General features: G+C 65.8%; 29 protein-coding genes. 12 read left to right on the forward strand and 17 right to left on the reverse strand.

Annotated features, from left to right (window positions below; translation table 11 throughout):
* Nucleotides 1-15: 15 nt before the first annotated feature.
* From dnaQ to SP6_RS17025, 5 genes are read right to left on the reverse strand one after another with little or no spacing between them, the layout of a single operon-like run.
* Complete coding sequence (dnaQ, locus tag SP6_RS17005) at nt 16-714, reverse strand: DNA polymerase III subunit epsilon (RefSeq protein WP_007405222.1); 699 nt, start codon at nt 712-714, stop codon at nt 16-18.
* Nucleotides 715-721: 7 nt separating this feature from the next.
* Nucleotides 722-1,315, reverse strand: coding sequence for a dephospho-CoA kinase (coaE, locus tag SP6_RS17010; protein WP_007405320.1), 594 nt, complete (start codon nt 1,313-1,315; stop codon nt 722-724).
* Nucleotides 1,312-2,139, reverse strand: a complete 828-nt coding sequence (aroE, locus tag SP6_RS17015) for a shikimate dehydrogenase (protein ID WP_007405316.1) — start codon at nt 2,137-2,139, stop codon at nt 1,312-1,314. The genes coaE and aroE overlap by 4 nt, the downstream gene beginning before the upstream one ends.
* Nucleotides 2,140-2,150: 11 nt before the next feature.
* Nucleotides 2,151-2,738, reverse strand: coding sequence for a Maf family protein (locus SP6_RS17020; protein WP_007405265.1), 588 nt, complete (start codon nt 2,736-2,738; stop codon nt 2,151-2,153).
* Entirely contained in the window at nt 2,735-3,553 is an 819-nt protein-coding gene (locus tag SP6_RS17025; RefSeq protein WP_007405266.1) for a pyruvate, water dikinase regulatory protein, read from the reverse strand. The genes SP6_RS17020 and SP6_RS17025 overlap by 4 nt, the downstream gene beginning before the upstream one ends.
* A gap of 318 nt (nt 3,554-3,871) precedes the next feature.
* Here SP6_RS17025 and hemE point away from each other — a divergent pair, with 318 nt between their 5' ends.
* The 3 genes from hemE (at nt 3,872) to rho (ending at nt 6,787) form a co-directional block, all read left to right on the forward strand.
* The gene (gene hemE, locus SP6_RS17030) at nt 3,872-4,894 is read left to right on the forward strand and encodes a uroporphyrinogen decarboxylase (protein ID WP_037568784.1); all 1,023 of its coding nucleotides are present in this window, start codon (nt 3,872-3,874) and stop codon (nt 4,892-4,894) included.
* On the forward strand, nt 4,891-5,352 hold the full coding sequence (locus SP6_RS17035; RefSeq protein ID WP_007405268.1) for a CopD family protein: 462 nt from the start codon (nt 4,891-4,893) through the stop codon (nt 5,350-5,352). The genes hemE and SP6_RS17035 overlap by 4 nt, the downstream gene beginning before the upstream one ends.
* A 178-nt stretch (nt 5,353-5,530) precedes the next feature.
* Complete coding sequence (rho, locus tag SP6_RS17040) at nt 5,531-6,787, forward strand: transcription termination factor Rho (RefSeq protein WP_007405231.1); 1,257 nt, start codon at nt 5,531-5,533, stop codon at nt 6,785-6,787.
* Nucleotides 6,788-7,134: 347 nt separating this feature from the next.
* Here the strand turns inward: rho and SP6_RS17045 are convergent, their stop codons facing one another.
* On the reverse strand, nt 7,135-7,629 hold the full coding sequence (locus SP6_RS17045) for an outer membrane protein assembly factor BamE (protein WP_042469396.1): 495 nt from the start codon (nt 7,627-7,629) through the stop codon (nt 7,135-7,137).
* Nucleotides 7,630-7,770: 141 nt separating this feature from the next.
* On the opposite strand from SP6_RS17045, the gene SP6_RS17050 reads away from it, so the two are divergent.
* Nucleotides 7,771-8,307, forward strand: a complete 537-nt coding sequence (locus tag SP6_RS17050; protein ID WP_007405290.1) for a ubiquinol-cytochrome C chaperone family protein — start codon at nt 7,771-7,773, stop codon at nt 8,305-8,307.
* Nucleotides 8,304-8,831, forward strand: coding sequence for a YceD family protein (locus SP6_RS17055; protein ID WP_007405330.1), 528 nt, complete (start codon nt 8,304-8,306; stop codon nt 8,829-8,831). Before SP6_RS17050 ends, SP6_RS17055 begins: the two co-directional genes overlap by 4 nt.
* 264 nt (nt 8,832-9,095) lie before the next feature.
* On the opposite strand, the gene SP6_RS17060 is transcribed toward SP6_RS17055, so the two are convergent.
* Entirely contained in the window at nt 9,096-9,629 is a 534-nt protein-coding gene (locus SP6_RS17060) for a SixA phosphatase family protein (RefSeq protein ID WP_007405297.1), read from the reverse strand.
* The gene (locus tag SP6_RS17065; protein ID WP_042469388.1) at nt 9,626-12,361 is read right to left on the reverse strand and encodes an ATP-dependent DNA helicase; all 2,736 of its coding nucleotides are present in this window, start codon (nt 12,359-12,361) and stop codon (nt 9,626-9,628) included. Before SP6_RS17065 ends, SP6_RS17060 begins: the two co-directional genes overlap by 4 nt.
* Nucleotides 12,362-12,582: 221 nt before the next feature.
* On the opposite strand from SP6_RS17065, the gene SP6_RS17070 reads away from it, so the two are divergent.
* Nucleotides 12,583-14,157 (forward strand): lysine--tRNA ligase, encoded by a 1,575-nt coding sequence (locus SP6_RS17070; protein ID WP_007405240.1) that lies wholly within the window; start codon nt 12,583-12,585, stop codon nt 14,155-14,157.
* Nucleotides 14,158-14,197: 40 nt separating this feature from the next.
* On the opposite strand, the gene SP6_RS17075 is transcribed toward SP6_RS17070, so the two are convergent.
* Nucleotides 14,198-14,899: a dienelactone hydrolase family protein gene (locus SP6_RS17075; RefSeq protein ID WP_007405189.1), complete on the reverse strand. Its 702-nt coding sequence runs from the start codon at nt 14,897-14,899 to the stop codon at nt 14,198-14,200.
* Nucleotides 14,900-15,004: 105 nt separating this feature from the next.
* Between SP6_RS17075 and SP6_RS17080 the strand changes: the two genes are divergently transcribed.
* The 6 genes from SP6_RS17080 to SP6_RS17105 all read left to right on the forward strand — a co-directional run bounded on the left by SP6_RS17080 (nt 15,005) and on the right by SP6_RS17105 (nt 20,744).
* Complete coding sequence (locus SP6_RS17080; RefSeq protein ID WP_007405309.1) at nt 15,005-15,229, forward strand: DUF6489 family protein; 225 nt, start codon at nt 15,005-15,007, stop codon at nt 15,227-15,229.
* Between the two features lie 2 nt (nt 15,230-15,231).
* Nucleotides 15,232-16,518: a tRNA uridine-5-carboxymethylaminomethyl(34) synthesis GTPase MnmE gene (gene mnmE / locus SP6_RS17085; protein ID WP_007405304.1), complete on the forward strand. Its 1,287-nt coding sequence runs from the start codon at nt 15,232-15,234 to the stop codon at nt 16,516-16,518.
* Between the two features lie 68 nt (nt 16,519-16,586).
* Nucleotides 16,587-18,422, forward strand: a complete 1,836-nt coding sequence (gene mnmG, locus SP6_RS17090) for a tRNA uridine-5-carboxymethylaminomethyl(34) synthesis enzyme MnmG (protein WP_037568785.1) — start codon at nt 16,587-16,589, stop codon at nt 18,420-18,422.
* Nucleotides 18,419-19,033, forward strand: coding sequence for a 16S rRNA (guanine(527)-N(7))-methyltransferase RsmG (rsmG, locus tag SP6_RS17095; RefSeq protein WP_007405264.1), 615 nt, complete (start codon nt 18,419-18,421; stop codon nt 19,031-19,033). Before mnmG ends, rsmG begins: the two co-directional genes overlap by 4 nt.
* Nucleotides 19,030-19,821 carry a ParA family protein gene (locus SP6_RS17100; RefSeq protein ID WP_007405343.1) on the forward strand — a complete coding sequence of 264 codons (792 nt, stop codon included), beginning with the start codon at nt 19,030-19,032 and terminating at the stop codon, nt 19,819-19,821. Before rsmG ends, SP6_RS17100 begins: the two co-directional genes overlap by 4 nt.
* Nucleotides 19,818-20,744 carry a ParB/RepB/Spo0J family partition protein gene (locus tag SP6_RS17105; RefSeq protein ID WP_037568786.1) on the forward strand — a complete coding sequence of 309 codons (927 nt, stop codon included), beginning with the start codon at nt 19,818-19,820 and terminating at the stop codon, nt 20,742-20,744. Before SP6_RS17100 ends, SP6_RS17105 begins: the two co-directional genes overlap by 4 nt.
* A 100-nt stretch (nt 20,745-20,844) precedes the next feature.
* Here the strand turns inward: SP6_RS17105 and SP6_RS17110 are convergent, their stop codons facing one another.
* The 8 genes from SP6_RS17110 to SP6_RS17145 form a co-directional block, all read right to left on the reverse strand.
* Nucleotides 20,845-21,279 (reverse strand): hypothetical protein, encoded by a 435-nt coding sequence (locus tag SP6_RS17110; protein ID WP_126053157.1) that lies wholly within the window; start codon nt 21,277-21,279, stop codon nt 20,845-20,847.
* The gene (locus SP6_RS17115; protein ID WP_007405340.1) at nt 21,276-21,824 is read right to left on the reverse strand and encodes a GNAT family N-acetyltransferase; all 549 of its coding nucleotides are present in this window, start codon (nt 21,822-21,824) and stop codon (nt 21,276-21,278) included. Before SP6_RS17115 ends, SP6_RS17110 begins: the two co-directional genes overlap by 4 nt.
* Nucleotides 21,821-22,240: a 6,7-dimethyl-8-ribityllumazine synthase gene (gene ribH / locus SP6_RS17120; RefSeq protein WP_007405299.1), complete on the reverse strand. Its 420-nt coding sequence runs from the start codon at nt 22,238-22,240 to the stop codon at nt 21,821-21,823. Before ribH ends, SP6_RS17115 begins: the two co-directional genes overlap by 4 nt.
* On the reverse strand, nt 22,240-23,391 hold the full coding sequence (ribB, locus tag SP6_RS17125) for a 3,4-dihydroxy-2-butanone-4-phosphate synthase (RefSeq protein ID WP_007405195.1): 1,152 nt from the start codon (nt 23,389-23,391) through the stop codon (nt 22,240-22,242). Before ribB ends, ribH begins: the two co-directional genes overlap by 1 nt.
* Nucleotides 23,381-23,983 (reverse strand): riboflavin synthase, encoded by a 603-nt coding sequence (locus tag SP6_RS17130; RefSeq protein WP_007405199.1) that lies wholly within the window; start codon nt 23,981-23,983, stop codon nt 23,381-23,383. Before SP6_RS17130 ends, ribB begins: the two co-directional genes overlap by 11 nt.
* Nucleotide 23,984: 1 nt before the next feature.
* Nucleotides 23,985-24,926, reverse strand: a complete 942-nt coding sequence (gene ribD / locus SP6_RS17135) for a bifunctional diaminohydroxyphosphoribosylaminopyrimidine deaminase/5-amino-6-(5-phosphoribosylamino)uracil reductase RibD (RefSeq protein ID WP_007405294.1) — start codon at nt 24,924-24,926, stop codon at nt 23,985-23,987.
* 14 nt (nt 24,927-24,940) lie between these two features.
* Nucleotides 24,941-25,288, reverse strand: a complete 348-nt coding sequence (locus SP6_RS17140) for a hypothetical protein (RefSeq protein WP_007405234.1) — start codon at nt 25,286-25,288, stop codon at nt 24,941-24,943.
* Between the two features lie 192 nt (nt 25,289-25,480).
* Nucleotides 25,481-26,311, reverse strand: coding sequence for a phasin family protein (locus tag SP6_RS17145; protein ID WP_007405296.1), 831 nt, complete (start codon nt 26,309-26,311; stop codon nt 25,481-25,483).
* Between the last annotated feature and the right edge of the window lie 64 nt (nt 26,312-26,375).

The following is a 26,375-nucleotide window of genomic DNA, read 5'->3' on the forward strand; positions in this document are numbered from 1 at the left end:
GCCTGTCCCGTGGCGTCAACCGGACGCCTCGGCCCCCCAAATCGGATCGGCGATCCCCTTTAGAAACGCGGCATGCGCGGCAAGTTCCGCATCGCTGGGGCGGAAAACCCGTGGCGGGCGCACGATTGCAGGCGCGCGCGTGACGGTGATCGTCTGCGTCCCCTGCCCTGCATCATCGGCGAGCAGACCCAGGCCGATCTGCCGCCCGCCCATCAGCTCGACATAGACCTGGGCCAGGAGCTGCGCGTCGAGAAGCGCGCCGTGGAGCACGCGGTGCGAGCGATCGATGCCATAGCGCGAGCAGAGCGCATCGAGCGTGTGCTTGGCACCCGGATGCTTGCTGCGCGCGATCGCCAGCGTGTCGACCATCCGCGTCTTTTCGCAGACATGCGGAAAGCCCAGCGCGCCCAGCTCGCCATTGATGAAGCCGAAGTCGAAGGTCGCATTATGCGCGATCAGCGGCGCGTCGCCGATGAAATCCAGAAACTCGGCCACGCCCTCGGCAAAGACCGGCTTGTCCTTCAGAAACGCGTCGGACAGCCCGTGCACGGCCTGGGCCTCGGCGGGCATCGACCGTTCGGGGTTGAAATAGGCGTGATAGGTGCGCCCGGTCTCGACCCGGTTGACCAGTTCGACACAGCCGATTTCGACCAGCCGGTCGCCTTCCGAAAATTTGAACCCTGTCGTTTCGGTGTCGAAAACGATCTCTCTCATAAGAGGACTATCGGCCTTCGCTGCCCCGCATGCAAGCGATCAGCCGCTGAACCGCCGCCTTTGTTTCGTCCAAGGGAATATCGGTCGCGATGACATGATCGGCGCAGGCGCGCTTTTCGGCATCGGGCAGCTGACGCCTTAGAATCGCGGCAAATTTCTCCCGCGTCATGCCCGGCCTTGCCAACACCCGCGCCTCCTGCACGGCGGGTTCTGCTGATACCACCAACACTTTATCCACAGCCTTATACCCGCCCGTCTCGAACAATAAGGGCACGTCGACAACGACCAGGGGAGAGTCGGCATGCGAGTCGAGGAAGGCGGCGCGTTCCGCCTGGACGGCCGGATGAATGATTCTCTCCAGCCGCCGCATCGCCGCATCATCGCCCAGCACCGCCTGACCCAGCGCGGCGCGATTCACCCCCGCAGGGCCGGTGGTGCCGGGAAAGGCCGATTCGATCGCGGACACCAGCCGCCCGCCCGATCCCTGCAGCTGATGCACACAGGCATCGGCATCGAACACCGGCACGCCTTCGTCGCGAAACATCTGCGCGACGGTCGATTTGCCCATGCCGATCGAGCCGGTGAGCCCCAGCACGATCATCCGAGCAGGATGCTCCGTAATTCCTCGTCACGGTCGCGCGGCGGCTCGGCGCCGAAGAACAGTTCGAACGCCACCGCCGCCTGGCCGATCAGCATCTCCAGCCCGTCGATCGTGTCGAGATCGCGCGCCCGTGCCGCCGCCAGCAACCCGGTTTCCAGCGGGGCATAGACGATGTCATAGACCAGTGCGTCCTCCGGCAAGGCGGACAGGTCGAGGTCGAGCGGCGGCTGGCCGGTCATGCCCAGGCTGGTCGCGTTGACCACCAGCGCCGAGGGCGGAACCGCCGCCCCGATCGGCAAGGCCTGGCCCTTCAGCTTGAAGGAGGAGAGCAGGGCTGCGCCCTTGAGCACATTGCGGTTGAACACAGTGACCGGGCCGACGCTCATCCGCGACAGCGCGAACAGGATGGCGCGCGCCGCACCCCCTGCCCCGATCACCGTCACCGGCTGGCCCGCCAGATCGAGCCCGCTGAGCGGGGCATAGAAGCCCGCCGCATCGGTGTTGGTACCGACCAGTGCGCCATCCTCGGCGCGGATCACGGTGTTGATCGCGCCGATCGTCGCGCGGACGTCGCCACGATCCTCGACATGCGCCAGCGCCTCCACCTTGTGCGGCACGGTGATGTTGCAGCCACGCCAGTTCGGGTCCGCCTTACGCTCGGCGAAATAGGCGGCAAGCCCCTCGGGCGTGACGTGGACGGCGCGGTAATCGACATCGAGGCCGAGCGCTTTGGCCCAGAAATTGTGGATGAGCGGCGATTTGGAATGGCTGATCGGGTCGCCAATCACCTCGGCATAAGGGAGGGGTGCATAGGGCTTGGTCATGATAATTCCTGTCAGGCGGGCATCCAGCCGCGCTCGCGCAAATAGCCCAATATGGGGAGCAGCGGCATGCCGAGAATGGTGAAATGGCTCCCCTCGATCCGCGAGAAGAGCTGGACGCCCGGACCCTCGATCCGGAAACAGCCGACGCAGCCCGATAGGGCGGGCCATTCCTTTGCCAGATAGGAATCGATGAACGCCGGCGAGAGCGGCCGGACATGGAGTTTCGCCCGCTCGACATGCCGCCAGACGGGGCGGCCATGCTCGGCGATGACGGCGGCGCTCCACAATTCGTGGCTCCCGCCGCTCATCCGGGTCAGATGATCGGCCGCCTGTTCGCGGCTTTCGGGCTTGTCGAGCAGCGTGCCGTCGGCGAGCGCCACGATCGAATCCGATCCCAGCACCGGTACCGGCCCGGCACCCGCCGACACCTTCACCGCCTTCATCTCGGCCAGCGCGTCGGACAGGTCGCGGGGCGAGGCGCCCGCCATCGCCGCCTTGACGCCGGCTTCATCGACCCGCGCGGGCAGGGCTTCATAGGCCACGCCGGCGGCGTCGAGCATCGCCCGACGCGAGGCGCTTTGCGAGGCGAGGATGATCATGGGTCGGACCTTCTTTGATTGACGAGCGAGATGATCGCCGCCGCCGTTTCCTCGATCGAGCGGCGGGTGACGTCGATCACCGGCCAGTCATTGTCGGCGAACATCCGCCGCGCATAGGTGAGTTCGCGGTTCACCGCCTCCTGCTCGACATAATCGGTGTCGGGCGCCTGGTTGAGCGAGAGCAGGCGGTTGCGCCGGATCGCGATCAGCCGATCGGCGCTGGTGGTCAGCCCGACGACCAGCGGCTTTTTCAAGCTGAACAGGAACGGGGGCGGGGGGCTTTCGACGACGATGGGGATGTTGGCGGTCTTGTACCCGCGATTGGCGAGATAGATGGAGGTCGGCGTCTTGGACGAACGGCTGACCCCGGCCAGCACGATATCGGCCTCTTCCCATTCCTCCCAGGCGATGCCGTCATCATGCGCGATGGTGAACTGGATCGCATCGACCCGCGCGAAATAGGCGGCGTCGAGCACGTGTTGGCGACCGGGGCGCATCTTGGCCTGGACGCCGAGCAGCCCCGACAGCGCGGCATTGACCGGGTCGAGCGGCGCCACCGTCGGCAGGCCCAGCGCATGGCAGCGGCTCTCCAGCACCCGCCGGGTCGTCGGGTTGACCAGCGTGTAGATCACCAGCCCCGGATTCTGCGCGATCTCCTGAAGGATCCGCTCCAAATGGCTTTCGGTGCGGACCATCGGCCAGAAATGCCGGACGGTTTCCACATCGTCATATTGGGCCAGCGCCGCCTTGGCGATGTTCTCCAGCGTCTCGCCCGTGGAATCGGACAAAAGGTGGAGGTGGAGCCGTGTCGTCATCGGCAACGGAATGACTCTGTGGATAACATGGGAAGAATCGGTAGCGTAACTCGGCAGGCCGGCCAAGCGGGGGGAGGCGCGTGGATAACCGATGATTCGTCCACAATGAATCTCACAGGCCCGATTCTTTTCCACAGTCTGTGAGTTACGGGGGTCATGAATCCGAATCCCGTTGAATCGGCGATTCCCCATGAGTCAACGTGTTGGCATATCGGGGAGAGCCGCATAATCCCGACAACCAACGTGCCAACCACTTCAACAACTCATCTTTAGAATCTTCTTAGATAGAAGAAGGGGGGTCCCCTGACCGACGTTTCGATTCGAAAACCCCTGCTTGCCGTGCTGAACGGAGAGCGGCAGGCGACACCGCCCATGTGGCTCATGCGACAGGCCGGACGCTATCTGCCGGAGTATCGCGAACTCCGGGCACAGAAGGGCGGCTTCCTGGCCTTAGCCACCGATCCGGACGCGGCGGCCGAGGTGACGGTACAGCCGATCCGCCGGTTCGGTTTCGACGGCGCGATCCTGTTCTCCGACATCCTCATGGTTCCCTGGGCGCTGGGTCAGGATCTGAGCTTCGGGGCGGGGGAGGGGCCGCGTCTGGCGCCTGCGCTGGTCGATCATGCGCTGAATGCCCTTCAGCGGGCCCCTGAGCGGCTCGATCCCGTTTATGCGACCGTGGCGCGGGTGAAGGCGCAATTGCCCTCCCAGACCAGCTTTCTGGGCTTTGCGGGCTCTCCCTGGACGGTCGCCACCTATATGGTCGCCGGCCAGGGATCGAAGGACCAGGGCGAGACGCGGCGCTTCGCCTATGCCGATCCCGAAGGTTTCGGGGCGATCATCGAGGCGATCGTTGAGATGACCATCGACTATCTCGCCGGGCAGGTGGCGAACGGGGTCGAGGCGGTGCAGTTGTTCGACAGCTGGGCCGGTTCGCTGAGCCCCGCGCAATTCGAACGCTGGGTGATCGCCCCCAATGCCGCGATCGTGGAGGGTTTTCGCGCGCGCTGTCCCGGCGTGCCGGTGATCGGCTTCCCCAAGGGCGCTGGCGGCAAGCTGCCCGCTTATGCGCGCGAGACGGGGGTGGACGCGGTTGGGCTCGACGAGACGGTCGATCCGGTCTGGGCCGACACCCATCTGCCCAAGGATCTGCCGGTGCAGGGCAATCTCGATCCCTTGGCGCTCATCGCAGGCGGCGAGGCGCTGGACAGTGCGGTGGATCGTATCCTCGCGGCCTTCACCGCGCGTCCCCATATCTTCAACCTGGGCCATGGCATCCTGCCCGACACGCCGATCGCGCATGTCGAGCATCTGATCGCCCGCGTACGGAGGCATGCATGATCGGATTGCTGGGGGCCGCCTATGAATGGGTTAAGGCGGCGCATATCATCTTCGTGATCTTCTGGATGGCGGGGCTGTTCATGATGCCACGCTATCTGGTCTATCATCAGGAGGCGCTGGTCGCGGGCGATGCCACGGATGCCGCGCGCTGGGTCGAGCGCGAGGGCAAGCTGCGGAGCATCATCCTGACGCCGGCGATGATCGCGGTATGGGTATTGGGGCTGTTGCTGGCCGCCTCGCTTGGGTTGTTTTCGGGTGTGCCGGGGCTGGGCTGGCTTCACGCCAAGTTGTTCTTCGTGCTGCTGCTCAGCGGCTATCATGGCTGGATGGTCGGCTATTCGAAGAAGCTGGCGCGCGGTGAGACCAAATTGACCGGCAAGCAGCTGCGCATGATCAACGAAGTCCCCGCATTGGCCGCGACGATCATCGTCGTGCTGGTGGTGATCAAACCCTTCTGATCCTGCATCGGGGACGCGACGGCTGGTCGCGTCTCCATTCCCCATTGACTTGGGGCACCCCGAATCCTAACTCGGGGCTCGTACGGCGCGGTCCTCGCGTCGGGTACGCTTCCTTATCGACAGCCTCGTTTCGCCGCGATCCTCGCCGACCGACGCCCTCCGACCATCCGGACCGATCATGCATCTGAAAGACCTGAAGAAGAAAACCCCCGCCGACCTCGTCCAGCTGGCCGAGGAATTGGGGGTCGAGAGCGCGTCGACGCTGCGCAAGCAGGACCTGTTGTTCGCCATCCTGAAGGAGCAGGCGGAGCAGGGCGACCAGATCATGGGTCTCGGCACGATCGAGGTGCTGCCCGACGGCTTCGGCTTCCTGCGTTCGCCGGAAGCGAATTATCTCGCCGGACCGGACGACATCTATGTTTCGCCCAACCAGGTCCGCAAGCACGGCCTGCGCACCGGCGATACGGTGGAAGGCGAGATCCGCGCGCCCAAGGACGGCGAGCGCTATTTCGCGCTGACCAAGCTTACATCCGTCAATTTCGACGATCCCGAGGCGGTCCGTCACCGCGTCAATTTCGACAACCTCACCCCGCTCTACCCCGAGCAGAAGCTGATTCTCGACCCGGCCGACCCGACCCAGAAGGACAAGTCGGCGCGCGTCATCGACATCGTCTCGCCCCAGGGCAAGGGCCAGCGTACGCTGATCGTCGCGCCGCCGCGCGTGGGTAAGACGGTGATGTTGCAAAACATCGCCAAGGCGATCACCGACAACCACCCCGAAGTCTTCCTGATCGTCCTCCTCATCGACGAGCGTCCGGAAGAAGTCACCGACATGCAGCGCTCGGTGCGCGGCGAGGTCGTGTCGTCGACCTTCGACGAACCGGCGCAGCGCCACGTCCAGGTCGCCGAGATGGTGATCGAAAAGGCCAAGCGCCTGGTCGAGCATAAGAAGGATGTCGTCATCCTGCTCGACTCGATCACCCGCCTCGGCCGCGCCTACAACACCGTGGTCCCGTCCTCGGGCAAGGTGCTGACCGGCGGTGTCGACGCCAATGCGCTCCAGCGGCCGAAGCGCTTCTTCGGTGCGGCGCGCAACATCGAGGAGGGCGGTTCGCTCTCGATCATCGCCACCGCGCTGATCGACACGGGCAGCCGCATGGACGAAGTCATCTTCGAAGAATTCAAGGGCACCGGCAACTCGGAAATCGTCCTCGACCGCAAGGTGGCCGACAAGCGCATCTTCCCGGCGATGGATGTCGGCAAGTCCGGCACCCGCAAGGAGGAGCTGCTGGTCGAGAAGGACAAGCTGTCCAAGATGTGGGTGCTGCGCCGCATCCTCATGCAGATGGGCACGATCGACTCGATGGAGTTCCTGCTCGACAAGATGAAGAACTCGAAGACCAACGAGGATTTCTTCGACTCGATGAATCAGTAAGGCCAGGGGGAACCAGTAAGAGCAGGGGGCCTCGCCCCCCGCCGCGATAGCGATATCGGGCCATTATGGGTTCGCCGGCGGGAAATAGGCCCGCTTGCGAACCCATTCTCGTTTTGGGGCGTTTGCGCTCGCGATCCCACCCCCTTTCGGGATCGTGCCGGTCCAAGCACGGCACGGCCGCGTCGTTGCTTATCAGGCGACGCGGCCAAACGGGGCCCGCATCCTGTTCACCCTAAACCCCGTTCAGCCTGAGCGAAGTCGAAGGCCAAGGGAATCCGTGGCAGAGAGTGGGGCGTGCGCTTCGACTTCGCTCAGCGCGAACGGAGGTGGGGTTGGGGCCCGGGCCCTTACGGACGAGTACGACCGCCGCCGCCACCCGTGCCCGGCGCACCGGCGCCGGCACCCGGTGCACCGACCGCGCCGATATTGCCGAACAGATCTTGGAAGAAGCCGCGCGAGCGGCCCAGCGTCGGCGTCGTCTTGCCATAGGGCGAGATGTCGGCGACCTGATCGACGCCGGAACGGCGGATCGCGGTGACGTTGCCGGCCGGATCGAAGCTGATCTGCAGCGTGATCTGCGACACCGGGTGCGGCAGGTTGAAGCCCAGATTGCGGCTGTCGCGCGCCACATAATACCAGTCGCCGCCATTGAACTGGCTGGTGATGGTCGGCGTGCCCAAGGTCTGGAGCACCGACTGGCGGTTGTCGACGCCCGGTTGGATCGCGTTGACGAGATCGGTGTCGACGACATATCCCTGATGCGAGCGCAGCGGCGTGCAGGCGGCGGCAGCCATGGCCAGGCCCAGCCCGAGAACGGCAAGCCGGGTGGAAGAAACGCTCATCATCATCTCCGGGCCACATGGGGCCGCACAGGCAGGCAAACAGGCGATCGATCGGCTCGACCGTCGCCCCCTCGATATGCCAAGGGAAAGGCGCATACAAGCGTCAGCGCGGTGGACGGCTGCGCGAAGAGGGAGGGGCGGATGGCCGAAAGCTGGCTGAAGCGGATGACGGCACGCTATTTCGGGCGAGATGGCGACGCCGTGCTGCCGCTCTACAATGCCGTGGTGTTGCGCGCGCGCCAGCCGCACTGGTATCTGGACGGTGCGGTGCCCGACACGGTCGATGGCCGGTTCGACATGATCGCGGCGGTCCTGTCGCTGGTGCTGATCCGGCTGGAGGCGAATTCAGAGGGTGCTAAGACGGCCGCACGGCTGACCGAGCGGTTCGTCACCGATATGGATGGGCAGTTGCGCGAGCTGGGGATTGGCGACATCGTCGTCGGCAAGCATATCGGCCGGATGATGGCGATGCTGGGCGGTCGCCTGACCGCCTATCGCGAGGCGCTGGTGGCCGAGGAACCCGCGCTGCTGGATGCCGCGCTGCTGCGCAACCTGTATCGCGGCGTGGCGCCAGCCGAACCCGATGCGGTCGGTCATGTCCGTCGGGCGTTGACCGCGTTGCACGAACAGCTGGCGGCGATACCGCTGGCCCGATTGATGACTGGAGAATTGCCGTGACCCCCGAATGGAGCCGCCCCGAAAAGATCGACACGATCGGCGAGCGTGAAAAACCGGTCGCAATCGAGGCGGATGCGGTCGAACGTGCGGCGCTGGCCGAGCGCTTCGGCCTGCTGTCGATCGATCGGCTCCAGGCCGATCTGATCGTGCGCCGCGACGCGGCCGGCATCCTGGTGACCGGCAAAGTGCGCAGTGCGGTGGTTCAGCCCTGCTCGGTCACGGGTGAACCCGTCCCCGCGGCGATCGACGAGCCGGTGGCGTTGCGCTTCGTCGAACCGGCGGCGCACGGCGCGGATGACGAGATCGAACTGTCCGGCGATACGCTCGACACGATCGAGATCGAGGGCGGCGCGATCGACCTGGGCGAGGCGGCGGCGGAAACCATGGCGCTGGCGCTCGATCCCTTTCCGCGCAGCCCGAATGCGGCGGCGGCATTGAAGAAAGCCGGCGTCATTAGCGAGGAGGAAGCGGGGCCCTTCGGCGCGCTCGCCGGGCTGAAGGCCAAGCTGGAAGGGAAGGGGTGAGTTATCCACGCCTTTGAGAGTATTATCCACAGGTTCGATACGGTATTAAAAACCTGATAAATAAGGATAATCTATTGATCTGAAGGTTGTGACGTGCGAATATTTGGATCGCAACTCACCACCTTTTCCCCACGACCTTATCAACAGCCTGGACAGCGTTTTCGCCATTAGATTGAACAGAGTTATCGACACCTGTTCGTCATAGGAAATGCCTTCAGGATCGGCTCGTGCCGGCCGTTCTCAGCGATCAAGACTGTGGAAAAGTCAGGGTGTGTCGGGACCCAGAGTCGGGTCCAGGTCGCGCGGGCGGATGAAGGCCACCAGGGTCGCGCTGTTCGATTTTGCCTCTGCCCAGCGATCGATGGGCAGTGTCATCTGCGCCACCGTGGCGGTGGGATATTTATCCTCCACCCGTTCGCGCAACTCGCCGTCCATCGTCAGATCGAGCGTCAAATCCTCCAGACCCGGATTATGCCCGACCATCAGCACATGCTCCGCATCATCGGGCAGGGTCTGGACCAGATCGAGCAGGCTGACGCCCGAGGCGAGGTACATCGCCTTGTCCCACACCGGCTCCAGCCGACGCCCATAGCCGCCCCACACCTCGTCCAGCGTTTCGATGACTCGTATGGCGGGGGAGGCGAGGATATGATCGAACCGCATGTCGAGCGATTTGAGCTGACGGCCGATCATCGCGGCGGCGCGACGCCCCTTGGCATTGAGCGGGCGATCGAAATCCCGGGCCACGGGATCATCCCAACTCGATTTGGCGTGGCGAAGCAGCGTCAGCGTCTTCATCGGTCCGGAGTCTCCGTCGCGGCGGCTGGCAGATGTGGGTTCGATCCATGCCCGATTGCGGCGTCCGAGGAAAGCCGCGCCGCAACCCGTGTGACCGCTTCGTCAAGCGTCACCCGCGCAATCGCAACGCCGGGGGGGAAGGCGTCGAGCAGCCGCGAGGGCATGGCGGCCGACAGCAGCACGAACGCGCCGCGATCATCGGCGCGCCGGATCAATCGGCCAAAGGCCTGGGCCAGGCGCGCACGGACGATGCGATCGTCATAGGCACTGCCGCCTCCCGCCAGCTTGCGTGCGGCATGCAGCACGGTTGGCTTGGGCCAGGGCACGCCCTCCATCACCACCAACCGCAGCGAGGAGCCGGGGACGTCGACACCGTCACGCAACGCATCAGTGCCAAGCAGCGAGGCGGACGGATCGTCACGGAAGATATCCACCAGCGTGCCGGTATCGATTGGATCGACATGCTGGGCGTGCAGCGCCAGTCCGTCGCGTGCCAGCCGGTCGGCGATCCGGCCATGCACGCCGCGCAACCGCCGAATCGCGGTGAACAGCCCGAGCGTCCCGCCCTTGGCCGCGCCGATCAGCCGCGCATAGGCATTGGCGAGTTGGGGAATGTCGCCGCGCTTCACATTGGTGACGATTAGAACTTCAGCTCGCTCGGGATAGTCGAAGGGGCTGGGGGCGACAAAATGGGCGGGGCCGCGTGCCAGATGCGGGGCGCCGGTGCGGGCCTCCGCTATGTCCCAGTCGCCACCGGCGCGCAAGGTGGCCGAGGTGACCAGCGCACCATGCGCGGGCTTCAGGACGATCTCGGCGAAAGGCCGAGTGGGGTCGAGCCAATGGCGATGCAGCCCGATATCGTACTCGCGCCCCTCGACACGGTCGACCGCGAGCCAGTCGACAAAATCGGGATCGACCGGCCCGCCAATCCGCGCGAGCAGCGACAGCCAGGCGCCCACCGTCTCCGCGCGCCAGCCGAGCGAGGCGATGGCGCCTTCCACCCGCGCGCGGGCCGGGCCGTCGAGCCAGTCGGGGGCTTCGTGCAGCACCGCCTCCAGCCGCTGGCCCAGCGTGACCAGCGGACGGAGCAGCGCGTCGAGCGCATGGGCGGCGGGGCCGGCGGCGTCGATCAACTCGGGCGAGGGATCGGCGAGTTCGGTCTCCAGGCCATAGCCCGCGTCACCCGGTTGCTCAGCGCGGGCAAAGGCGAGGCCGCGCACCGCCGCGAGCAACGTCTCGATCGGACCGAAGGGCTGCCCCTCCGCCAATCGGCCGAGCCAGCCTTCGCTCGCCAGCGCGTGCGCGGCCTGCACCGCATCGCCGATTGCGCGGTTGCCGCCCTCGTCATAGCTGGCGACATCGGACAATCGCGCGGCAAGCCCCCGGCGGCGTCCCCGCGATCCGGCTTCGGGGCCGAGAATCCAGCGGCGCAGCTCGATCGTCTCCGCACCGGTCAGTGCGGTCGCGAACATCGAGTCCGCTGCATCGAACAGATGATGGCCTTCGTCGAACACGTAACGGGTCGGCCGCGTTTGCGTCTCGCGTCCGCGCGCGGCGTTGACCATGACCAGCGCATGGTTGGCGATGACGATATCCGCCTGCACGGAAGCCCGCGCGGCGCGTTCGATGAAGCATTTCCGGTAATGGGGGCATCCCGCATAGACGCACTCGCCCCGCCGGTCGGTCAGCGCCGCCGAGCCATTCCGGCGGAACAGCGTCGTCAGCCAGCCGGGGAGGTCACCCCCGACCATATCGCCATCGCTGCTATAGGCGGCCCAGCGCGCGACCAGCTGCGCCAGCACCGCGGCGCGTCCAGCGAACCCACCTTGTAGCGCGTCCTCCAGATTGAGCAGGCATAGATAATTCTCGCGCCCCTTGCGGGTGACGACCCGTTCCTTGCGCAGCACTGCGTCGGGGAAGATGCGCGCGGTCTCACCGCTCAACTGGCGTTGTAGCGCCTTGGTATAGGTCGAAATCCACACCGCTCCCCCGGCGCGCTCGGCCCACAGGCTGGCGGGGGCGAGATAGCCCAGGGTTTTGCCGATGCCGGTGCCAGCTTCGGCGAGCACCATATTGGGGGTGTCGCGCACCGCACGCGGCGCGAAGGCGGCGGTGATGGCGGCGGCATAGGCGCGCTGGCCGGGGCGTTCCTCCGCACCCTCGCCAGTCAGATGACGCAGGCGATCCTCGGCATCGGCGGGCGGCAGGTCGATGGTGCGCGGGGCGGGGCGGGGGGCGTCCTCCTCCCATTCGGGCAGCGCGCTGAACAGCCAGCGCTCATTGCGTTCGGGGCGGGTCAGGCGCGGACCGATCAGCGGTGCCCAGGGCCAACGCAGCCGCGCCAGACTTTGCGCGGCAGTCCAAGCACCCTCCCGTTCGGGCCAAGCGCCTTCCGGGGTGGCAAGCAAGGTCTCGGTCGCATGCAGGAGGAAGGCGGCAACATCCGCATCGCTCTGGGGCGGCTGCAACCCACAGGCGCGGGCGAGGCCGTGGGGCGTGGGAACGGCAAACCGCGCAGGACGCAGAAAGGCAAACAGTTCGAGAATGTCGAGGCCCGACAATTCGGCATAGCCCAGCCGCTGTCCGATCAGCGGCGCGTTGAGCAGGATGACTGGGGTTTCCGATGCCAGCCCGATCGCCTCGCCCCGTGATACGGCACGAGTCTGCCCCTGGGTCGAAATCCACACACCGCTATGGCTGGCATGGAGGGCGGGGTGGGGCAGCGCAGTCACGCTTTGGATATCGGGGAGTGGGAACAGGATGGCAACGGGGCCGGTGGAATTTGCGCCGGTTCGCGTCCGTTATTTCTCTTCGCCGTTGCGATGGACCGACGGAAGGTTGGCGCCACCATGTTCCACGTGGAACAAGTCTGTCAGCTCGGGCCACCCGTTCGACCACCATACGAGTCAAAATGCATTTGTGCATCTCGGCATGACTTGCCAGAGGACATGGCATGACAGACGAACTCCGCTCCACCGCTCTCGAGTCCAAGGCCTGGCCCTATGAGGAAGCTCGCAAGCTCCTCAAACGCTATCCCGACGGCAAGCCGGGCGGCGAGGCGATCCTGTTCGAAACCGGTTACGGCCCTTCCGGTCTGCCGCATATCGGCACCTTCAACGAAGTGCTGCGCACCACCATGGTCCGCAACGCCTTCCACGCACTGTCGGATCAGAAGACCCGGCTGATCGCCTTTTCCGACGATATGGACGGGCTGCGCAAGGTGCCGGACAATGTGCCGAACCAAGAAATGCTACGCGCGCATCTCGGCAAGCCGCTGACCCAGGTGCCCGATCCGTTCGAGAAGTTCGACAGCTTCGCCGCGCATAACAACGCGCTGCTGCGCCAGTTTCTCGACCGCTATGGCTTTGATTACGAGTTCGCGTCCTCGACCGACTATTATACCTCCGGCCGGTTCGATGATGCACTGCGACTGGTGCTCAACCATTTTCAGGGCATCCAGGATGTGATGCTCCCCACCCTGCGGGCCGAGCGCCGCGCCACCTATTCGCCCGTCCTGCCGATCAGCCCCAAGTCGGGGATCGTGCTCCAAGTGCCGGTCGAGGTGATCGATGCCGACGCCGGCCTCATCGCCTTCGAGGATGAGGGCGAGCGGATTGTCCAGTCGGCGCTGGGTGGCCTGTCCAAGCTGCAATGGAAGGTCGACTGGGCGATGCGCTGGGTCGCGCTGGGCGTCGATTACGAGATGGCGGGCAAGGACCTGATCGACTCGGTCACCCAGTCGTCGAAGATCGCGCGCGTCCTCGGCGGCCGTCCCCCCGAGGGCTTCAACTACGAGATGTTCCTCGACGAACATGGCGAGAAGATCTCCAAGTCCAAGGGCAATGGCCTGAGCCTCGACCAATGGCTGACCTATGGGCCGGAGGAGAGTCTGGCCTTCTTCGCCTATCGCGAGCCGAAAAAGGCTAAGCAGCTGCACATGGGTGTCATCCCACGCGCGGTGGACGAATATTGGCAGTTCCGTACCAACTACCCGAACCAGTCGCTCAAGGAGCAGCTGGGCAATCCGGTGCATCATATCCATGACGGTAAGCTGCCCCAGGGCGAGCTACCGGTGACCTTCGGCCTGCTGCTCAACCTGGTCGGGGTGATGGGCGAGGCGAGCAAGGAGCAGGTCTGGGGCTATCTCGCCAATTATGTGCCCGAGGCATCGGCCGAGAAATATCCGGAGCTGGACCGGCTGATCGACCATGCACTGGCCTATGCCCGCGATTTTGTCGCACCCACGCTCCAGCGCCGCGCGCCCGAGTCGCATGAGGCGGAGGCGTTGCGTCAGCTCGATGCGCAACTTGGCCAGCTTCCGGCGGGGGCGAGTGCCGAGGACATTCAGAATATCGTTTATGAGATCGGCAAGACCGACGCCTTCCCGTCGCTGCGCGACTGGTTCAAGGCGCTGTACGAGACGCTGCTGGGATCGGCGCAAGGACCACGCATGGGCAGCTTCATCGCGCTGTACGGTGTGGATAACAGTCGCAAACTGATTGCCGAGGCACTGGCCAAGGCGTTGTAATCGGGAAGGGGGGGAGCAGTAGCTCCCCCCCTTTTTCATATCAGCGGAGATGTTCCGCGAAGAACGCCATGGTGCGTTCGTCCGCCAGCTTGGCCGACTCATCCGACCGGCGCTGACCGAATTCGGTCGCAAAGCCATGATCCTCGCCGGGATAGTCGTACAGCGTGACCTTGGGGTGATCGTCCAGCCCCTCATGCATCCGCTTCTGCGCATCCTTGTCGACGAAATGATCCTCCTCCGGAATGTGGAGCAGCACCGGCTTGGCGATGGCATGTTTCTCATCCAGCAGGCCGTCGATGCCGACGCCATAATAGCCGACACTGGCATCCACATCGGTCCGCGCGGCGGTCATGAAGGCCAGACGTCCGCCCAGGCAATAGCCGACCACGCCGACCTTGAAGTCTGCGCCATGCTCGTCGCGGATCGCCTGGATCGTCGCCTCGATATCGCGGATGCCGCCGTCCTGGTCGAACTGTCCCATCAGGTCGAGCGCCTGCTGCATTTCGTGGGGAACGTCCGGATCCAGCTCGATGCCGGGGGCGATCTTGTGGAAAAGATCGGGGGCGACGGCCAGATAGCCCGCCTCGGCCAGCGTGTCGCATTTGCGGCGGATGCCGGCGTTGATCCCGAAAATCTCCTGGATCACGATGATCGCGGCGGTCGGCTGACCCTCCGGCTCGGCATAATAGGCGTTGAACTGGCCTTCGCCGTGTCCGGCGGCGATGGTCTTGGTCCCGGTCATATCCATTGATCTCCTGCTGTCGGACGCACCGAAACATTGTGCGGTGATGGTCGACATGACCATAACGCCCTATGCCTCGCTTGGTCGCGTGATGGAGAATGGCGCATGAAAGTGAATGTGGAAATCGACTGCACGCCCGAGGAAGCGCGTCGCGCCATGGGCCTGCCCGATCTGACGCCGATCCATGAACGCTATGTCCAGATGATGCTCGACACGATGGAGTCGGGGGTGAAGCCCGAAATGGTCGAGGCGATGATGCGCAACTGGGTGCCGATGGGCGAGGCGAGCATGGCGATGTGGCGCCGCATGTTCGAGGGGCAGAAGGGCTGAGCATGGCCGACACGATCTTCGCCGTATCCAGCGGACAGCCGCCGGCGGCGATCGCGGTGATCCGGGTCAGTGGACCCCAAGCCTTTGCGGCGACCGAGCGGCTGGCGGGGAGGCTGCCCAAGCCCCGTAGGGCGGGATTGCGACGGCTGCGCGACGCGGCGGGCGAGACGCTTGATTCGGCGCTGGTCCTGTCTTTTCCCGGACCGGCGACCGCGACCGGCGAGGATCTGGTCGAGCTGCATTGTCATGGTGGGCGGGCCGTCGTCGCGGCGGTGGAGGGGGCCTTGGCCGCACAGCCGGGGGTGCGCCACGCCGAACCGGGGGAGTTCACTCGCCGCGCGCTCACCCATGGTCGAATCGATTTGGCGGAGGCCGAGGGGTTGGCCGATCTTCTCGAAGCGCAGACCGAGCGGCAGCGGCGGGCGGCGATCGGTGCGGTCGAGGGACAGGTGAGCCAGGCGCTGCGGGGCTGGATGGATCGCACCGCTACCCTGTCCGCAGCGATCGAAGCCATGCTCGATTTTGCCGAGGAGGACGATGTTCCACTCGATGCGGCGGCGCTCGCGGGCATTCGGGGCGAGATGGATGGGCTGGCCCAAGCGATGCTGGAGGTGGTCGATCGGCCGCCGGTCGATCGCCTGCATGACGGTATCCGCGTCGTGCTGGCAGGGCCGCCCAATAGCGGCAAGTCGACGCTGCTCAACCTGCTGACCGAGCGCGAGGCCGCGATTGTCTCGCCTATCGCCGGCACCACCCGCGATCGGATCGAGGCGAGCGTGCTGCGCGGCGGCATCGCCTATGTGCTGACCGATACGGCGGGGCTGGCGGAAGACACGGACGACGTGATCGAGGCGATCGGCATCACCCGCGCGCAAGAGGCGATCGACCAGGCGGACATCCTATTGTGGCTGGCCGACACGCCGCCCCCACGCGAGGATGCGCTCTGGCTGCATTCGCGGGCGGATGTGCCGGGCCGGGAGGGGCTGCCAGCGGGGCGGCAACTGGCCGTACGCCGCGATGATGGCGCATCGATCGCGGCCCTATGGCATGCCGTGGCGGAGAGGGCGGCGTCGCTGCTTCCGCGGGAAGATGCGGTCGGTTTCAAACGGCATCAACAGGATCAGTGTCGGTTGGCGGCCCAGGCCTTGCTGGCCGCCCCCAAGGCGGATGCCTTGCTGATGGCGGAAGAACTGCGAGTGGCACGACAGGCGCTTGCCGGCCTGCTTGGTGTCAGTGCGACGGAGACGATGCTGGACGCGCTCTTTGGCCGCTTCTGCCTCGGCAAATGATTGTTCCACGTGGAACGTTAACCATCGATCGCTTTGACGCTGCGCCGCCATTCCGGTAGGGCGAGAGCATGTTTGATGTCGTAGTGATCGGTGGTGGTCACGCGGGAACCGAGGCCGCTGCGGCGGCTGCGCGCCGGGGTGCGCACACGGCCCTTTTGTCCTTCGATCGTCATGGCCTGGGCGCCATGTCCTGCAATCCGGCGATCGGCGGATTGGGGAAGGGGCATATCGTCCGCGAGGTCGACGCCTTTGACGGGCTGATCGGTCGCGCGGCGGATGAGGGTGCGATCCATTACCGGATGCTCAACCGGAGCAAGGGCACGGCGGTGCAGGGGCCGCGCGTCCAGGCCGATCGTCGCCGTTATGCCGGGGCGATCCAGGCGATTCTGGCGGCGCAACCGAAGCTGACCATCGTCGAAGGCGAGGCGGAAGCGCTGGTACTCGATGGTGACCGGGTGGCGGGCGTGCAGCTGGCCGATGGCACGACCTTGGCGGCGCGAGCGGTCGTGCTCGCCACCGGGACCTTCCTGGGCGGGCGGCTGTTCCGGGGCGAGGAGCGGCATCTCGGCGGGCGGATCGGCGAGCGGGCCGCGACTCGTATGGCCGAGCAGTTGCGGGCCCTGGGCCTGCCGATGGCACGGATGAAGACCGGCACGCCGCCGCGTCTCGATGGCCGGACCATCGACTGGGCGAAGCTCGATGAGCAGCCTTCCGATAGCGATCCCTGGACCATGTCGCCGATGACCGCGGCGCGGCCCTTGCCGCAAATCGCCTGCGCGATCACCCGGACGACCGAGGAAACGCATGCAATCATTGCGGCGGCTTTCCATCGCTCGCCGCTGTTCACGGGTGCGATCGAGGCCAATGGCCCGCGCTACTGCCCGTCGATCGAGGACAAGATCAAGCGCTTCGCCGATCGCGACAGCCATCAGATTTTCCTGGAGCCCGAGGGGCTGGACGATCCACTGGTCTATCCCAATGGCCTGTCGACCTCGCTGCCGACCGATGTGCAAGAGGCGATGATCGCCTCTATGCCGGGGCTGGAGCGCGCGGTGATCACGCTACCCGGCTATGCGGTCGAATATGATCATATCGACCCGCGTGCGCTTGATGCGCGGCTGGCCCTGGGGGCGCTGGCGGGCGTGTTCTGTGCGGGCCAGATCAACGGTACAACCGGCTATGAGGAAGCGGCGGGGCAAGGGCTGATTGCCGGGCTCAATGCCGCTGCCCATGCCTGCGATTGGGCGCCGGTCATCCTTGACCGGGCATCGAGCTATCTGGGCGTGATGATCGACGATCTTGTCCTGCAAGGCGTCACCGAGCCCTATCGGATGCTGACGGCGCGCGCGGAGTATCGCCTGTCGCTGCGCGCCGACAATGCCGAGAGCCGATTGGGGGGGATCGCGGAGGCGGCGGGATGTCTCTCGCCCGAACGATTGGCGCATCGTCAGCGGCGGCTGGAGCAGCGGACGGTCTTGCGTGATCGGCTCGCCACCGTTCGGACCGCCTCCGATCTGGCGCGCAGCGGGGCGGCGATCGCTCAGGATGGTGCGCGTCGCACCGCCTATGAATGGCTGCGCTTCGATGGCGTCACGCTGGCGCATGTCGTGCCGGATGCCGCGGATGGCCTGGACCCGGCGGTCGTCGCCGAGACGCTCGAGGATGCCCGCTACGCGCCTTATGTCGAGCGGCAGGCGGAGGAGGTCGCTCGGCTGCGCGCCGATGAGCAGATCCTGCTGCCCATATCGCTCGACTATGCGGCGATCCCCGGACTGTCGCAGGAGATGATCGACCGGCTCAGCCTGGCCCGGCCGGCGACGCTGGCTGCGGCCTCGCGTATCCGGGGCATCACCCCCGCCGCTTTGTCGGCGGTTCTCCTTCACGCACGAAAGATGGCGGCATGACCGAAGAGCAAGCGCGCGACTGGGCGGTCCAGCGCTTCGGCGAGGACGCCGCTGCGAAGATCGACTGGTTCCTCAATCTGGTGATCGTCGAGAATGACCAGCAGAATCTGATCGCGCCTTCGACCATCGCCACGATCTGGGCGCGCCACGCGCTCGATTCGCTGCAACTGATCCCATTGGCCGATCGCGCCGATGGTCAGTGGATCGATATCGGCACCGGCGGCGGCTTTCCCGGCATGGTGGTCGCTCTGGCCTGGCCGGGGCAGGTCGCCTTGGTCGAACCGCGCAAGCGTCGCGCCGAATTCCTGCGCGACTGTGCCGAGACGCTCGGCGTCGCCGACCGGGTCACGGTCCATGCGTCCAAGATCGAGTCCGTGCAGGCCAAGGCCGATATTATTTCTGCTCGCGCGGTGGCGACAGTCGAAAATCTTTTGCGCGCGGCGGCCCATTGCGGCAAACAGGAAACGCGGTGGCTGCTGCCGCGCGGCCGCCTCGACGAGCGCGAACTAAAGACCCTAAGCCGGCAATGGCGCTTCGTGTTTCACGTGGAACATAGCATCACATCGACAGACTCGTCGATCGTGATCCTCGACCGAGTAGGGGCCCGATGATCTGCGTTGCGATCGCGAACCAGAAGGGCGGGGTGGGCAAGACCACCAGCGCCATCAATCTTGCCACGGCGCTGGCGGCCACGGGGCTGCAGGTGTTGCTGATCGACCTCGATCCGCAGGGCAACGCCTCGACCGGCCTGGGCATTCCCAACAGCCAGCGCGTCTTCTCCAGCTATCACGTCCTGCTGGGCGAGGCGCGGATCGATGACGCGGTGGTGCATACGCAGGTGCCGCGCCTGGACATCGTTCCCGCCACGGTCGACCTGTCGGGTGCCGAGCTGGAACTGGTGGATTTCGAGGATCGCACGCACCGGCTGGACCATGCGATGCGACGGTCGCAGGGGCGGTGGGATATCGTGCTGATCGATTGCCCGCCCTCGCTGGGGCTGCTGACGATCAACGCGATGGTGGCGTCCGATTCGCTGTTCGTGCCGCTGCAATGCGAGTTCTTCGCGCTGGAGGGGCTGTCGCAGCTGCTGACCACGGTCGAGCGGATTCGCGCGCGGTTCAATCCGGGGCTGGCGATTCTGGGCGTGGCTTTGACGATGTACGACCGGCGCAACCGGCTGACCGATCAGGTGTCGGCGGATGTGCGCGCGGTTTTGGGAGGTGTGGTGTTCGATACGGTGATTCCGCGCAACGTCCGGCTGTCCGAGGCGCCCAGCCACGGCCTGCCGGCGCTGATCTATGACCATCGTTGCGTGGGGAGCCAGGCCTATATCGCGCTGGCCCGTGAGCTGATCGCGCGTCTGCCGCTGACCACCCAGCCGGGCGCGGCGGCGGCATGAGCGCGGAGACGACGGCCAAACGTCCGCGTCCCGGTCTGGGGCGTGGCCTGGGAGCATTGCTTGGCGATATGGCGCGTGAGGCGCCGATCCGGCCGGGGGACCAGCCGGCGATTGGTGGCGTACGGATGCTGCCCGTGGGTGCGATGTCGCCGCACCCCGATCAGCCGCGCCGCCATTTCGAGGAAGCCGCGCTCGACGAACTGGCCGCCTCGATCGCGGCGCGCGGGCTGATCCAGCCAATCGTCGTCCGCCCGCATGGCAAGGATTATCAGATCGTCGCCGGCGAGCGCCGCTGGCGTGCCGCCCAGCGTGCGCGACTGCATGAGGTGCCGGTCGTCGTCCGCGAGTTCGACGATGCCCAGACGCTCGAAGTCGCGCTGATCGAGAATATCCAGCGCCAAGACCTCAATGCGATCGAAGAGGCCCAGGCTTATCAGCGGCTGGCGGGCGAATTCGGCCATACGCAGGAGGCGCTGGCTAAGATCGTCCACAAGTCGCGCAGCCATGTCGCCAATCTTCTGCGCCTGCTCGAACTGCCCGATACGGTGCAGGCGCAGGTGGTCAGCGGGGCGCTGTCGATGGGCCATGCCCGCGCGCTGCTGGGCGCCGATCAGGTCGAATCGCTCGCCGATCAGGTGATCGCACGGGGCCTGAGCGTTCGTGAGACCGAAAAGCTGACGCGCGAAGCCAAGGGCGGCGGTCGCAAGACCGGTGAGGCATCGGATAAGCCCAGTGGTCCGAAGGGTAATGGCCAGGATGCCGCCGATGCCGATATCGCCGCGCTGGAGAGCCAGTTGGCAGACCTGCTTGGCCTATCGGTGCGGATTTCGCATGGCGAGAAGGGGGGCACGCTGACCCTCAGCTATTCGACGCTCGATCAGCTCGACATGGTGTGCCAGCGGCTGACCGGCGAGGGGATTTGAAGGGGATACGATTTCCCCAACGATAGGGGATATCGGCGCCTTCGCCGCGACATCCGGCAATTCGCGTTCGAATTTTAGAGGAGAAGGCCGCGCCTCTCCTCTATTGTCCGGCCTGCACCCGATCGATCCAGTCCGTCGCGGCGTTGCGAAGCGCGGTTCGGGTTTTCCCCGAGGCCAGCAGGAAGGGCAGGCCGAATAGCGCCGGGACGAAGCTTGCCAGCACCAGCCAGGCGATGAGGGCAGCCCCCGCTATTCCGCCGGCCATCCGCAATTGCTCCACGGTGCCGGCATCGAGCGTCAAGGTACGGGGCCCCTTGGCGTCATAGAAGCGCCGGGTCGTCCAGACCGAGCCGCCGTCGAAGCGGATCTTCTCGGGCCACCATGCCCGCCCCGGATCGGTGCGGGCCGAAGGGAGGTTCGGAGGAGCGCGTTTTCCGACGCGTGGTGCGGGAACCTTGCCCGCCTGGGTATCGATCACCTCCAGCCGCCGACCCCGCTCGACGACGCGAAAGCGGGTAGGGGGCATATCGGTCATCGGGCCGGTGATCCCCGCCGGGCGCGCCACCGGTCGGCGCTCTGGCCCCAGGCATCGACGCGGAAGCTCTCGAGCGGAGCGGGAAGGCTCACCGGTCCCTCATTCACCGAGCCCAGCCGCTGCGCCAGCCTGATCGAGCCCGTATTTTCCGGGTCGATGGTGTGGATAACATGGTCCCAGCCCAGCCCATCGACCGCATAGTCCATCGCCGCGACCGCCGCCTCATAGGCATAGCCGCGGCCCGCAAACTCGCGCGCCACGCCCCAGCCGACCTCGCGCCCGGGCCAACCTTCGGGTTGCCAGGGTCCGATCCGGCCGACCCAGCGCCCGGTATCGCGCTCGATCACCGAAAACATGGCGAAGCCACGCACGCTCCATGCGCCGACCATGGTGCAGAGATAGCGCCACGCCAGCCCACGTGCCTGCACTCCGCCCAGGAAGCGCATCGTCTCTTCCTCGGCATGGAAAGCGGCCCACGCCTCGAAATCCTCCGCCGAGGGGACCCGTAGGATCAGCCGCTCGGTCTGGAGGACGGGCGATGTCACCCGAACCGGCCCTTGAGTGCCAGCATGGCGAGGGCCGCCTTGGCCGCCTCGCCGCCCTTGTTCTTCTCGTCCGGCTTGGCGCGGGTCAGGGCCTGCGCCTCATTCTCGGTGGTGATGATGCCGTTGCCGATGGGCAGGCCGTCCATGGTCAGCGCCATCAGGCCGCGTGCGCTTTCGTTGGAGACGATCTCGAAATGATAGGTCTCGCCGCGGATCACCACGCCGATCGCGACAAAGGCGTCGTAACGGCCGGTGTCCGCCGCCATCGCGACCGCGCCGGGGATTTCCAGCGCGCCGGGGACGGTGATCGTCTCATGGCTGTGGCCCGCTTCCTCGATCGCGGCGCGCGCGCCCGACAGGAGCAGGTCATTCAGATGGTCGTAGAACCGTGCCTCGACGATCAACACATGCGCCATCAGGCCTCTCCCTCGCTATTATCGATACGACGTTCGCCGACGATCGACAGGCCATAGCCATCGAGTCCGATCAGCGTGTGATGGGTGTTGGTCAGCAGCACCATGTCCTGCACGCCCATTTCGGCGAGGATCATCGCGCCGACGCCGTAATCGCGCAGTTCCTCCATATCGATCTGCACTTCCTCGCCGGCCTTCAGCCGGACGGCGGTGGTGAAGGCATCGGAACGCGGACGATTGATGACGACGATTACGCCCGATCCTTCGCGTGCGATCATCTGCATCGACTTGGCGAGCAGATGGCCGCGCGGCCCGGCCTCGCCGAACATGTCCGCAAAAGGTGTCATGGCGTGCATCCGCACCAGCACCGGCTTGTCGGTGTCGAGCTTGCCCTTGACCAAGGCGACCTGCTCGGTGCCCGTCGCCTTGTTGCGATAGGCGCGCGCGGTCCAGGTGCCGCCCCATTCGCTCTCGAACGTCGCTTCCGACTGCAATTCGACCAGATGGTCGTAGCGGCGGCGATAGGCGATCAGGTCGCGGATCGTGCCGATCTTGAGGTTGTGGAGCTGCGCGAAGGAGACGAGGTCGTCCATCCGCGCCATCGTGCCATCCTCGTTCATGATCTCGCAGATCACGCCCGATGGATTGAGCCCGGCGAGCCGCGCGACATCGACCGCCGCCTCGGTATGGCCGGCACGCACCAGCACGCCGCCGTCGCGCGCGACCAGCGGGAAGACATGGCCCGGCGTCACCAGCGAATCGGGACCCTGCACCGAATCAATCGCCACCGCGATGGTCCGCGCCCGGTCGGCGGCGGAGATTCCGGTGGTGACGCCCTCGCGCGCCTCGATCGAGATGGTGAAGGCGGTTTCGTGCCGTGTTCCGTTCTTCGGGCTCATCAGCGGCAGGCCGAGCGCATCGACCCGCTCGCGCGTCATGGCCAGGCAGATCAGCCCGCGCCCGTACCGCGCCATGAAATTGACCTTTTCGGGTGTCGCCATCTGCGCGGGGATGACGAGGTCGCCCTCATTCTCCCGGTCTTCGTCATCGACCAGGATGAACATGCGGCCGTTGCGGGCCTCGTCGATGATCTCTTCGGGGCTGGAGAGGAAACCACGCCGCAGACCGGCCAAAGCGTCGGGATTAGCGGCCACGATAATGCTCCATGCGTTGCAGGTAACGGGCAAGCACGTCGATCTCGATATTGACGCGCTGGCCTTGGATGATTCCGCCCAGCGTGGTGACGGCGGCGGTGTGCGGGATGATGTTCAGGCCGATGACCGTGCCTTCGGGGCCGTCCTCGACGCTGTTCACGGTCAGCGAGACGCCGTCGACCGTCACCGACCCCTTGGTCGCCATGAAGGGGGCGAGGTCCGCGGGGACGGTCACGAACACGCGGTGCGATCCGCCTTCCTCGGTGACCGACACGACCTGGCCGACGCCGTCGACATGGCCGGTGACGATATGTCCGCCCAGCTCGTCGCCCAGTTTCATCGCACGTTCGAGATTGAGCGGGCGGCCCTGATGCCATTGGTCGGCGGTGCGGCTGATCGTTTCGGCCGAGACATCGACCGCGAACCAGTCGGGGCCTTTCTCGACGACGGTCAGGCAGACGCCTGAACAGGCGATCGATGCGCCCAGATCGATACTGGCCGTATCATAGGCGGTGGCGATGACGACTCGCGTGTCGCCGCGCGCCTCGACGGCGGTGACGGAGCCGATGTCGGTGACGATCCCGGTAAACATATCAGGCGCGTTCGTAGACCTCCATCCGGTCGATGCCAAGCATCCGCGAATCGCGGAGTCGCCAGCGGCCATGCGCATCGGCCAAGGCGGCCAGCCCGATATCCCCCAGCGCTGCGCGACCCTCCCCGATCAGGATCGGCGCGCGGTAGAGGAGCAGTCGGTCGACCAGATCGGCGGCGAGAAAGGCGGAGGCGGTCTGCGCGCCGCCCTCGACCATCAGCCGGTCGACGCCCGCCAGATGGGTGATGGCGTGGGGGGAGGAGATCGTCTCCCAACCCGGTTCGGACGTGCGGGAGAGCAGGATGCGGCGGGGACTGCGTGTTTCGAGGCCGGGCAGGCGGACGTCGAGCCTGGGCGAGTCCGCTTGCAATGTGCCGCGCCCGACCAGGATCGCCTCATGCCGGCTGCGTTCGAGATGGGTATGTGCCCGCGCCTGGGGGCCGGTGATCCAGCGGCTTGTTCCATCGGGTCGCGCGATCCGGCCATCGAGCGACGTGGCGAGCTTGAGCGTGACGAAGGGGCGTTCCTTCGCGCGGCGGGTGAGGAAGCCAGCGATCATCGCCCGTGCCTCCGATTCGCATATGCCGGTGGTGACGGCAATTCCGGCGGCACGCGCACGGTCAAAGCCCTGGCCGTTGGTACGCGGATCGGGGTCGCCCATGGCCGCGACGATGTGCGCGACGCCGGCGGCGATCAACAGATCGGTACAGGCCGGTCCGCGAGTCGAGACATGGGCGCAGGGTTCGAGGGTGACATAGGCGGTGGCGCCGCAGGCCGACTCGCCGGCTTCGGCCAGCGCCATCGCCTCGGCATGGGGGCGGCCGCCCGGCTGGGTCCAGCCGCGTCCGATCACGCGGCCATCGCGGACCAAGATACAACCGACATTGGGGTTCGGTGCGGTGCGTCCGATACCACGACCCGCCAGTGCCAGCGCGGCCCCCATCCAGCGATGGTCGGTCAGATGCCCCACTTGTTCAGCGCGTCGTCGACCTTCTTGAACTCGGCCTGGCGTTGTTCCTTGGCGGCCTTTTCCTCGGCAAGCCGCTGCTTTTTCTTCACATAGTCGATCTTTTGCTGCGCCAGGATTTCTGCATCGGTGCGGTCGGCGGGCCATTGTTCGACATAGATGATGTTGGGCTTGTACGGCACCGGCACGTAATCGTCGCGGGCGAAGGCATAGATGAAGAAGCCGGTGATCCCGACCGCAACCATCAGGAAGACGAGTTCGACGGGATGCCGCTGCGACAGAAAGAAGCGCAGGTCGCGATAAGCGCGGACGGGCGAGAAGCGGCCGAAAAACGACATGATGGGAAGATAGGCGCGCGCCGCCTGGGATGCCAGTGAGGATTCCTATTCCCCGACAGGAGAGGGGCAGGTCGCAGGCGGCCCCCTTCACCACCGTTTCGCCACCCCTTCTCGTGCCGGGGAGGAGGCACGAAAAAGGGCGGCCGCATTGGCGACCGCCCTTCCTGTTCCGTGAAGGAAGAAGTCAGCGGATTACGCGACGGTCTTCATCTTCTCGGCGGCGACCGCGAAGCGGTTGCTGATCGGCTGGGCGATCTCGCCGGCGAGCTTCATGATCGTCTCGGTCGAGCGCGAGGTTTCGGCGACCATCGAGTCGAAGCTCGAACGGGCGAAATCCGACTGCAGCTTCATGAACTCGGTCGGCGACTTGACCGACGACAGCGTCTGCAGCGTCTGGGTCGCGGTTTCGAACGAACGCTTGGCATAGTCCGCCGCGCCCTGGCCCAGCGTCTGAGCGCCCTTGGCGGCGATCTTCGACGACTCGACGACCGCTTCCAGATTGTCCTTGTTGAAGGCGACCATGTCTTCGAACAGCTTGCTGCTCTTTTCCATCGCGGCCTGGGTGCGCTGCTGCGCTTCGCCGAACATCGCCTGGGTCTTGGCGGCGGTGTCCTGGGCGGCGTTTTCGATGGTGCTCGTGGCTTCCATGATGATTTCCTTGGGCTTGGGTTCCGCCGGAACCGCGGCGGTCGGGGAAGAAATCTTCGGGGCCGCACGCGGCTTGGGGGCCGGGGCCGCCGGGGCGGGTTCGGGTGCCTTGGCGGCCGGCGAGGGAGTGACCGCTTCCGGAGCCGTCGCGACCTTGTCCTCGGGAATGACCACCGGCGGAACCGCCGCGGTCAGCGGCAGCGTCGCCTCGGGCGACTTATTTTCGGCGACCGGGGTCTTGGCGACGGGGGCCGCCACCGGGGGCTTGGGATCGGAGGGAAGGCCGGGGAGCGGCTTGGCGGCTACCGGCTTGGCAACGCGCCGCGTCTTGGCCGCCGACTTCGCGGCGGGGGTGACCTGCTTGTTCTTGTCCACCAGCTCTCTCCCGATTTGCTGCGCTGCACAATAGCGATTCGAACCGAAGTTATCAACAGCTTTG

It is taken from the genome of Sphingomonas paucimobilis NBRC 13935 (assembly GCF_000739895.2).
In the GTDB taxonomy this organism is placed as follows: domain Bacteria; phylum Pseudomonadota; class Alphaproteobacteria; order Sphingomonadales; family Sphingomonadaceae; genus Sphingomonas; species Sphingomonas paucimobilis.

Excerpts from the sequence above, each read along its gene's own strand:
- ribH (WP_007405299.1), bottom strand. The coding sequence starts at position 22,240 with ATGGCGCATGTGTTGATCGTCGAGGCACGGTTCTACGACCATCTGAAT.
- SP6_RS17075 (WP_007405189.1), bottom strand. The coding sequence starts at position 14,899 with ATGACCGGGACCAAGACCATCGCCGCCGGACACGGCGAAGGCCAGTTC.
- rho (WP_007405231.1), top strand. The coding sequence starts at position 5,531 with ATGCATCTGAAAGACCTGAAGAAGAAAACCCCCGCCGACCTCGTCCAG.
- SP6_RS17060 (WP_007405297.1), bottom strand. The coding sequence starts at position 9,629 with ATGAAGACGCTGACGCTGCTTCGCCACGCCAAATCGAGTTGGGATGAT.
- aroE (WP_007405316.1), bottom strand. The coding sequence starts at position 2,139 with ATGACCAAGCCCTATGCACCCCTCCCTTATGCCGAGGTGATTGGCGAC.
- SP6_RS17110 (WP_126053157.1), bottom strand. The coding sequence starts at position 21,279 with ATGACCGATATGCCCCCTACCCGCTTTCGCGTCGTCGAGCGGGGTCGG.
- SP6_RS17045 (WP_042469396.1), bottom strand. The coding sequence starts at position 7,629 with ATGAGCGTTTCTTCCACCCGGCTTGCCGTTCTCGGGCTGGGCCTGGCC.
- SP6_RS17070 (WP_007405240.1), top strand. The coding sequence starts at position 12,583 with ATGACAGACGAACTCCGCTCCACCGCTCTCGAGTCCAAGGCCTGGCCC.
- mnmE (WP_007405304.1), top strand. The coding sequence starts at position 15,232 with ATGGCCGACACGATCTTCGCCGTATCCAGCGGACAGCCGCCGGCGGCG.
- SP6_RS17025 (WP_007405266.1), bottom strand. The coding sequence starts at position 3,553 with ATGACGACACGGCTCCACCTCCACCTTTTGTCCGATTCCACGGGCGAG.
- SP6_RS17080 (WP_007405309.1), top strand. The coding sequence starts at position 15,005 with ATGAAAGTGAATGTGGAAATCGACTGCACGCCCGAGGAAGCGCGTCGC.
- coaE (WP_007405320.1), bottom strand. The coding sequence starts at position 1,315 with ATGATCGTGCTGGGGCTCACCGGCTCGATCGGCATGGGCAAATCGACC.
- mnmG (WP_037568785.1), top strand. The coding sequence starts at position 16,587 with ATGTTTGATGTCGTAGTGATCGGTGGTGGTCACGCGGGAACCGAGGCC.
- SP6_RS17035 (WP_007405268.1), top strand. The coding sequence starts at position 4,891 with ATGATCGGATTGCTGGGGGCCGCCTATGAATGGGTTAAGGCGGCGCAT.
- SP6_RS17020 (WP_007405265.1), bottom strand. The coding sequence starts at position 2,738 with ATGATCATCCTCGCCTCGCAAAGCGCCTCGCGTCGGGCGATGCTCGAC.
- ribD (WP_007405294.1), bottom strand. The coding sequence starts at position 24,926 with ATGGGGGCCGCGCTGGCACTGGCGGGTCGTGGTATCGGACGCACCGCA.
- SP6_RS17140 (WP_007405234.1), bottom strand. The coding sequence starts at position 25,288 with ATGTCGTTTTTCGGCCGCTTCTCGCCCGTCCGCGCTTATCGCGACCTG.
- SP6_RS17130 (WP_007405199.1), bottom strand. The coding sequence starts at position 23,983 with ATGTTTACCGGGATCGTCACCGACATCGGCTCCGTCACCGCCGTCGAG.
- rsmG (WP_007405264.1), top strand. The coding sequence starts at position 18,419 with ATGACCGAAGAGCAAGCGCGCGACTGGGCGGTCCAGCGCTTCGGCGAG.
- SP6_RS17105 (WP_037568786.1), top strand. The coding sequence starts at position 19,818 with ATGAGCGCGGAGACGACGGCCAAACGTCCGCGTCCCGGTCTGGGGCGT.
- SP6_RS17050 (WP_007405290.1), top strand. The coding sequence starts at position 7,771 with ATGGCCGAAAGCTGGCTGAAGCGGATGACGGCACGCTATTTCGGGCGA.
- dnaQ (WP_007405222.1), bottom strand. The coding sequence starts at position 714 with ATGAGAGAGATCGTTTTCGACACCGAAACGACAGGGTTCAAATTTTCG.
- SP6_RS17100 (WP_007405343.1), top strand. The coding sequence starts at position 19,030 with ATGATCTGCGTTGCGATCGCGAACCAGAAGGGCGGGGTGGGCAAGACC.